8 protein-coding genes and 2 pseudogenes are annotated in these 7,062 nt (G+C 63.5%); 5 read left to right on the forward strand and 5 right to left on the reverse strand.

Translation table 11 applies throughout. The annotated features are described in order from the left end of the window. Positions 1-330 (forward strand): annotated as a pseudogene (locus tag SFU54_RS00555) (dolichol-phosphate mannosyltransferase); the annotation flags it as partial. Between the two features lie 91 nt (positions 331-421). After that, positions 422-1,393, forward strand: a pseudogene (locus tag SFU54_RS00560) (IS481 family transposase); the annotation flags it as partial. A gap of 16 nt (positions 1,394-1,409) precedes the next feature. Here the strand turns inward: SFU54_RS00560 and SFU54_RS00565 are convergent. From SFU54_RS00565 to SFU54_RS00580, 4 genes are all read right to left on the reverse strand, one after another. After that, on the reverse strand, positions 1,410-1,778 hold the full coding sequence (locus tag SFU54_RS00565) for an RNA polymerase-binding protein RbpA (protein WP_319014378.1): 369 nt from the start codon (positions 1,776-1,778) through the stop codon (positions 1,410-1,412). Between the two features lie 133 nt (positions 1,779-1,911). Then, positions 1,912-2,673: a glycerophosphodiester phosphodiesterase family protein gene (locus tag SFU54_RS00570; protein WP_319014379.1), complete on the reverse strand. Its 762-nt coding sequence runs from the start codon at positions 2,671-2,673 to the stop codon at positions 1,912-1,914. After that, positions 2,673-3,608 (reverse strand): SPFH domain-containing protein, encoded by a 936-nt coding sequence (locus tag SFU54_RS00575; RefSeq protein ID WP_319014380.1) that lies wholly within the window; start codon positions 3,606-3,608, stop codon positions 2,673-2,675. The genes SFU54_RS00570 and SFU54_RS00575 overlap by 1 nt, the downstream gene beginning before the upstream one ends. Continuing rightward, the gene (locus SFU54_RS00580; RefSeq protein ID WP_319014381.1) at positions 3,605-4,081 is read right to left on the reverse strand and encodes an NfeD family protein; all 477 of its coding nucleotides are present in this window, start codon (positions 4,079-4,081) and stop codon (positions 3,605-3,607) included. The genes SFU54_RS00575 and SFU54_RS00580 overlap by 4 nt, the downstream gene beginning before the upstream one ends. Before the next feature lie 93 nt (positions 4,082-4,174). Here SFU54_RS00580 and SFU54_RS00585 point away from each other — a divergent pair, with 93 nt between their 5' ends. Beyond that, on the forward strand, positions 4,175-4,948 hold the full coding sequence (locus SFU54_RS00585; RefSeq protein ID WP_319014382.1) for an SDR family oxidoreductase: 774 nt from the start codon (positions 4,175-4,177) through the stop codon (positions 4,946-4,948). Positions 4,949-4,951: 3 nt separating this feature from the next. Then, positions 4,952-5,410, forward strand: a complete 459-nt coding sequence (locus SFU54_RS00590; RefSeq protein ID WP_319014383.1) for an NUDIX hydrolase — start codon at positions 4,952-4,954, stop codon at positions 5,408-5,410. 79 nt (positions 5,411-5,489) lie between these two features. Here SFU54_RS00590 and SFU54_RS00595 read toward each other — a convergent pair whose 3' ends face one another. Further along, the gene (locus tag SFU54_RS00595) at positions 5,490-6,596 is read right to left on the reverse strand and encodes a TerC family protein (protein ID WP_319014384.1); all 1,107 of its coding nucleotides are present in this window, start codon (positions 6,594-6,596) and stop codon (positions 5,490-5,492) included. Between the two features lie 220 nt (positions 6,597-6,816). Here SFU54_RS00595 and SFU54_RS00600 point away from each other — a divergent pair. Further along, positions 6,817-7,062 (forward strand): hypothetical protein (locus SFU54_RS00600; protein ID WP_319014385.1); only part of this gene is annotated, 246 nt, incomplete at its 3' end.

Below are 7,062 nucleotides of genomic sequence, written 5' to 3' on the forward strand. Positions count from 1 at the left end.
TATGCCCGCATCATGCTGCGATCGCGCATTCACGACATGACGGCGGGCTATCGCGTCTATCGCACGCACGCCTTGCGGGGGCTGGACCGGGCGGTTGTGTCGTCGCAGGGCTACTGCTTTCAGGTGGAACTGGCTTGGCGCATCGAATCATCCGGGGGAGTCGTGCGTGAGCACCCCATCGCGTTCGTGGAGCGTGAGACCGGAGAGTCAAAGATGGGCGGCGGGATCGTGCTCGAAGCACTGTTTCGCGTCACCACCTGGGGGGTCACATCGTGGTTGCGGCGCCGGCCTCGCACGACCGCAGCCGTAGGTGATGCCGCGGCCCGCTAGGTGTACCCGGTCATGACGTTGGTGACACTGATCTGAGGAGAAGGCCTCCACGCTGGTGGTGTTCAATCACCCAGCCAATGGAGGCCCCCTCATGGTTCACCGTAACGCCAGGCTTGCAGTCGCGGGCCGTCTGATCCTTGTCCAACGCGTTCTCTCGGGCCGCCCCGTTGCGCACGTCGCGAAAGAACTCGGCATCTCCCGCACGTGCGCCCACCGATGGGTACGCAGGTTTCGCATCGAGGGAACAGCCGGCTTGCGAGATCGTTCTTCGCGCCCTCGATCAACACCGACCGTGACAAGTCCAGAACTGACTGCACGCCTGCTGCGCATCCGTGTCGATGAACGCGTGGGTCGAGACGAGCTCGCTGCCCGTGTCGGGGTGAGCCCGTCAACTGCGTCACGCATCATCGCCCGAGCCGGACTGCCGAGACTTCACGAACTGGACCCCATCACAGGCATCCTCATTCGAGCGTCCCGCCGAACGCAGCTACGGTTCGAACATGAGCACCCCGGCGACCTGCTCCACCTGGATGTCAAAAAGATCGGCCGCATTCCTGATGGTGGTGGGTGGCGCATCGACGGGCCCGGCGTGGTCGATCACAACCGGGGCCGAGTGAAGTCAGCAAAGCTCGGCATGGACTTTCTGCACGTCGCGGTCGATGACCACTCCCGCATTGCGTTCGTGCGCGTGCTCCCCGACGAGAAAGGCGCCACGTGCGCGGCGTTCTTGCTGGAAGCTGCCGAGTTCTTTGCCAGCCTGGGCGTCACGATTCGACGCGTGATGACCGATAACGCATTGAACTACCGCAACTCGCGAGACTTCCAAGCAGCCCTGCAGCTCATCGACGCGAAACACATCACAACCAAGCCCTACTCGCCGTGGCAGAACGGCAAGGCGGAGCGCTTCAACCGAACACTGCAAGACGGGTGGGCATACCGTCGCGCGTTCACCTCAAACCAGGACCGACTCGATGCGCTGCAGCCCTGGGTCGAGCACTACAACTACGCTCGACCCCACACCGCCTGCGGAGGCCTCCCGCCGATCAGTCGACTGTCACCAACGTCATCACCGGGTACAGCTAGGCCCCGAGGCGTTCGCCCTCGCCGCGTCGCGCGCGCAGAAGCTCGAGGCGCTCTTGCAGAAGCTCTTCAAGTTCGTCTCTGCTTCGGCGCTCGAGCAACATGTCCCAGTGGGTGCGAGCTGCCTTTTCTTCGCCGGCCGCAATCACCACGGGCGTTCCATCCGGCGTGAGCAACACGCCCTCCCGGCCGCTCTTGGGCGATTCCCACGTGTCAGGAAGCTCGGCGTCGGCCGCAAAGATGACGTCGAAGGTCTCTCCATCGTCGGTGCGGTATTGAGCGCGCTGGCGATCGGCGAACTCAACGCCTTCTTCGCTCTGCATACTTTGCGAGCCCAGCCGCATTCCGCGCAGTGTGCGATCCGCCATGGTGATCTCCTCGACCCATCACTTGATCGGTATGTCGCCAGCGCGACTAGATACCGAGGTTCATGAATAGGTATAGACCTGCCACCCGTGAGCAAGCCGAGGGCGCGAGGGGCTTCCCAGGGCATTGCCAGCGTCAACCGAGAGAGTTCACGACCTTCATGGCCACATCGGCCCGGTCCGTCACGATTCCATCAACGCCCAGGGCGAGAAGGCGCCGCATGTCGGGCTCGTCGTTGATCGTCCACACGTGCACTTCGACTCCCGCGGCGTGGAAGGCACGGATGCGCGCCGGGCTCACGGTGTCGAGGCCCATCGCGCGGGGCGGAATCTGCACGGCGTGAAGCCCTCGCAGTGCTGCTCGCACGAGTGGCCTGCCACGAATGACCGTCGCGAGAAGCGCGGCGGCAAACCGCGGCCCCGAGGCACTCGTCGCCACCTGCGGAAGTTGACGAAGCGCTGCGCGCCGACGACGTTCACTGAACGAGGTCAGCAACACGCGATCGACGGCGCGAGCGTGCGCGATCGCGGAGATCGTGGGTGCCACCGCCTCGGCGCTCTTGAGGTCAATGTTGAAGCGTGCCTCCGGAAACGCGTCGAGGGCCTCGAGCAGGCTTGGCAGGTGTTGGCCATGACCCAGGTCGATCTGGCTCAACTTGCGAGCCGTCAGGTCTCCCACTCGCTGTGGGCGCCCGGCGACGCGGCTGAGGTCAGGGTCGTGCGCAATGATCGCCTGCCCATCAGAACTCGCGTGCACATCGGTTTCGATGTGCGTCACACCGACAGCAAGAGCGTGAGCGAACGCGAGCAACGTGTTTTCTGGCGCGGCCGTCGCCAGGCCCCGGTGTGCCAGCACCCGCGGGCGTGGAGCGGAGAAGTACGGCAGCTCGGAGAGCATTAGGCCTTCGGTGCCGACTTCGAACCTGCCGCCCCGCCCGAACCGGGCAAGAACCCTTGGCCGATGCCCTTGAGTGCCTCGGTGAGCTCGCTCGGGATGATCCACATCTTGTTCGAGTCACCTTCGGCGATCTTGGGAAGCATCTGGAGGTATTCATAAGCCAGAAGCTGAGCGTCGGGATTGCCCTTGTGAATGGCCTCGAAGACCGTCGTGATGGCTTTTGCTTCGGCCTCGGCCTTGAGGATGACGGCTTGCGCTTCACCCTCCGCCTTGAGAATCGCCGACTGGCGAGCACCCTCGGCCTCGAGAATCTGCGACTGCTTCGAACCCTCTGACGTGAGAATGACGGCGCGGCGGTCGCGCTCGGCGCGCATTTGCTTCTCCATGGAGTCTTGAATGCTCACGGGCGGGTCAATCGCCTTGAGTTCGACGCGGTTGACACGCAATCCCCACTTGCCCGTGGCCTCGTCGAGCACCACGCGCAGTTGGCCGTTGATGTTGTCGCGGCTCGTGAGGGCCTCTTCGAGGTTGAGACCACCCACGACGTTGCGCAGCGTCGTGACGGTCAACTGCTCGACACCAGCGAGGTAGTTGGCGATTTCGTAGGTCGCTGCGCGGGCATCCGTCACCTGAAAATAAATGACCGTGTCGATCGAGACGACGAGGTTGTCTTCGGTGATGACGGGCTGGGGCGGAAACGAGACGACTTGCTCGCGCATATCGACGAGGGGGCGCATGCGGTCGATGAACGGCACGAGAAGGTTGAGGCCCGGCTGCAGCGTCTTGCGGTAGCGACCGAGACGCTCAACGACGCCCGCATACGCCTGCGGCACGATGCGAATCGATCGCACGAGCACGACCACGACGAAGATGGCGACGACCACCAACAGCGCGATAACGAAGAGTTGGCCGAGAAAGGCCTCGGAAGAGATCATGCTGATTCGCTCCGTTCGGTCGGTGCGACCTCGGCGGTCGCGCCATCAATTCGCGTGACGACCACACGGTCGCCCTGCGAGAGGGTCAGTGTTTCGTACTCCGGTGCCAACCGGGCCGTCCATGTTTCGCCGTTCGCCAGCTTGACGAGACCTGCTCCGTCAACGAACGGGGCGGTGACGCGCGCTGCCATGCCATACAGCGCGTCGACATTCGTGCGGGCGGGTTCGACGCCGCGGTCGAGGCGATGCAGCAGCCACGGGCGAATCGTGAAGAGCAGCAGGCCCGAGACAATTGCCGCAGCAAGAATCTGCACCCACCAGTCAAGGCCCAAAAGGTTGCTGCCGAGGCCGCCAATGAGCGAGCCAGCCGCCACCATCATGAACGTGAACTCAAGAGTGAGAACCTCGATGATCACGCAGACGATGACGAACACGAGCCACACGATCCAGAGGTATTGCGTCAGATCGACCACGTCTCTCCTTCGTCGTGAAAACCGCGATTCGCTCACGCTATCACCGGCGGTTGACTGCGCGCCGGGCACGTGTGAGCGATAGGGTCGAGAACCGTGAACACCCCTTTGCAGCCCGGCTCACTCGCCGGCAAGACCGCTCTCGTTACTGGCTCATCGCGTGGCATCGGTGCTGACACCGTCAAGTACTTTGCCGCTGCCGGTGCCAATGTCGTCATCAACTACCGGGCTAAGGCGCCCCGCGCCGAAAAGCTCGTCGCTGAAATCGAGGCGGCTGGCGGCAACGCCATTGCCGTGGGCGCTGACCTCACCGACGCGGCGTCGGTCGCGGCGATGATGGATGCGGCACGCGAGCGCTTCGGCAGCCTCGACATTCTCGTGCTCAACGCCTCCGGCGGCATGGAATCGGGCATGGGCGACGATTACGCCCTCAAGCTCAATCGGGATGCGCAGGTCAACGTCTTGACGCAGGGCGTCGAACTCATGGGCCCCGGCGGTCGCGTCGTATTCGTCACGAGCCACCAGGCCCACTTCATCCGTACCGTGCCGACGATGCCCGAGTATGAAGCCGTGGCCTCGTCGAAGCGAGCCGGTGAAGACGCACTGCGGGCGATGATTCCCGAGCTCGAGGCGAAGGGCATCGGATTCACGGTCGTCTCGGGCGACATGATCGAAGGCACCATCACCGCGACCCTCCTCGAGCGCGCGGCCCCGGGTGCCATCGACGCCCGCAAAGAGGCCGCCGGCAAGCTCTACAACGTCAGCGAGTTCGCTGCCGAGGTTGCTCAGGCTGCGGTTGATCCGGTTCCCGCCGACAACACGCGTCTCGTGGGTAACGTGAGCTACTTCACCGAGTTCGGCGCCGAGTAAAGCGTGACCTCGACGCCGGGCTTGCGGCGGTCATCCCGCATCATCCTCATGGATGCCGAGGGGGCGGCTCTGCTGTTCTTTACGGCGGCGCCCGACTCGAGCCGTTGGAGTCGGTGGATCACACCCGGTGGGGGAGTCGACCCCGGCGAGACCCACGAGCAAGCAGCTATTCGCGAGCTCTTCGAAGAGACGGGACTCGTCGTCGACAGCGTCGGGGAGCCGGTGTTCTCGCTCGACTTCGAGGTGGCGTGGGATGCTGCGGATCACGACCGCGGCCACGCGGAGTACTACGTCGTGCGCTGCGAGCGGTTCGAACCCGTGTCGACCAACTGGACCGACGACGAGCACATTGACGTCACGGCACACGGCTGGTTTACGGCAGACGAGTTGCTCGCATCCGGTCAGCCGTTCGAGCCCTATGACCTGCCGCGTCTTCTGCGTCGAACCGCCGGCGCGGCGTGAGCCGGTCAGTCCCCATATGCGACACCTGAGCCGGTGGCACGCCCTCATCGTGCGCACCACCGGCCCAGAGTCGTGAGCCCTAAGAACTGTCGCGGGCGCTGTGCTCGGTCACAGCATCCGGATCATGGGGCTCGTCGCCCTGCACGGGAGACATCGGTGCCGTCGCGACCGCGCGCTGCGGGCGGCGACGACGGAACAGCGGCTGCGCCTCGGCCAATTCGGCCTCAGTCGCGGTGCGGAACGGGGGAGCGTTCTCGACCTCGACAGCGTGTCGACCTTCGCCGCGGGTCGCCCGCAGGCTCGTCACGATCGAGATCGTGATGATGAGGGCGACGACACCGAGCGACACGCTCGTCTGAATCTTGTAGAAATCGAGCAGCAACATCTTGATGCCCACCCAAATGAGCACGAAGGCCAAGCCGAGCTTGAGGTAAACGAAGCGGTGCATCAGGTCGGCGAGCAAGAAGTACATCGCGCGTAGGCCCAGAATCGCGAAGGCGTTGGCCGTGAAAACGATGAACGGCTCGCTCGTGACCCCGAAGATCGCGGGGATCGAGTCGACCGCGAAGATGATGTCGGTCACCTCGACCAGCACGAGAACGGCCAGCAGGGGAGTGGCGACGATCACGCCGGCCTTTCGGATGAGGAACTTCTGCCCGTGGTACGCATCGGTCATCGGCACGAACCGCGTGAAGAGCTTGAGGATCTTCGAATTGGCGACGTCCATGTGTTCGTTGCGCTTACGAATCATCACGTAGCCCGTGTAGAGCAAGAACGCGGCGAAAACGTAGAGGATCCACGAGAACTGGTCGATCAGCACGGCGCCGAGGGCGATGAAGATCGCGCGGAAGACGAGAGCCCCAATGACGCCCAAGAACAGCACGCGGTGCTGGAACTCACGGGGGACCCCGAAGAAGGCGAAGATGATCGCCCACACAAAGACGTTGTCGACGGCGAGTGACTTCTCGATGAGATAGCCGGCGTAGTACTGCTGCCCGAGCTCGGCACCGTACTCCCACCAGATGTAGCCGCCGAAGGCGATTCCGAGCGTTACCCAGATGATCGACCACACGGCCGCTTCTCGCACGCCGATCACGTGCGCTTTTCGGTGCGCGAACAGGTCAATCGCCAGCATGAGCAGAATGACGCCGAGTACGGCGATCCAGAGCCAGAGGGGGACATCCATAAAGAACTCCTGAAAGGTCGTGAGAGCGATTCAGGAGGTCTTTCCCAGCCGAACGGTGTCGGCCCGTGGCGCCGGATCAGTGTGAGCTGACCGTAGTGACGACGCAACGCGGATCGGGGATACTCCCCTCCGAAAACAAGTGAATCGGATTGCATGTTTCTTCGCAAGATGACAGGGGCGCGTTGGGCAAGCTCTCAGCAAACGCCAGTGGGATGCTCACATGTCGACGTTCGCACCCGAGATTGGCGTTCCATGGCTCACTGAGTTTGCGGGCCCAGCGTTCTTCGCCACGCCACTCGGGCCAGCAATCGTTGTGGGATTTGCACTCATTGTGATGGCGCCGGTGTCGATGTATGCGCATCGCTGGTGGATGACTGACACGACGCTCATGATCTGGGTCGTTGTCGCATTCGCCGGCGGGCCTTTTGGCGCAATTGCCTGGTTTGCGTGGGGCCGGCCAGCTGTG

The sequence above is a fragment of the Microcella sp. genome (genome assembly GCF_033763155.1).
Classification (GTDB): domain Bacteria; phylum Actinomycetota; class Actinomycetes; order Actinomycetales; family Microbacteriaceae; genus Microcella.

Coding starts and splice junctions, on each gene's coding strand:
- SFU54_RS00575 (WP_319014380.1), bottom strand. CDS start 3,608: ATGATCTCTTCCGAGGCCTTTCTCGGCCAACTCTTCGTTATCGCGCTG.
- SFU54_RS00595 (WP_319014384.1), bottom strand. CDS start 6,596: ATGGATGTCCCCCTCTGGCTCTGGATCGCCGTACTCGGCGTCATTCTG.
- SFU54_RS00570 (WP_319014379.1), bottom strand. CDS start 2,673: ATGCTCTCCGAGCTGCCGTACTTCTCCGCTCCACGCCCGCGGGTGCTG.
- SFU54_RS00565 (WP_319014378.1), bottom strand. CDS start 1,778: ATGGCGGATCGCACACTGCGCGGAATGCGGCTGGGCTCGCAAAGTATG.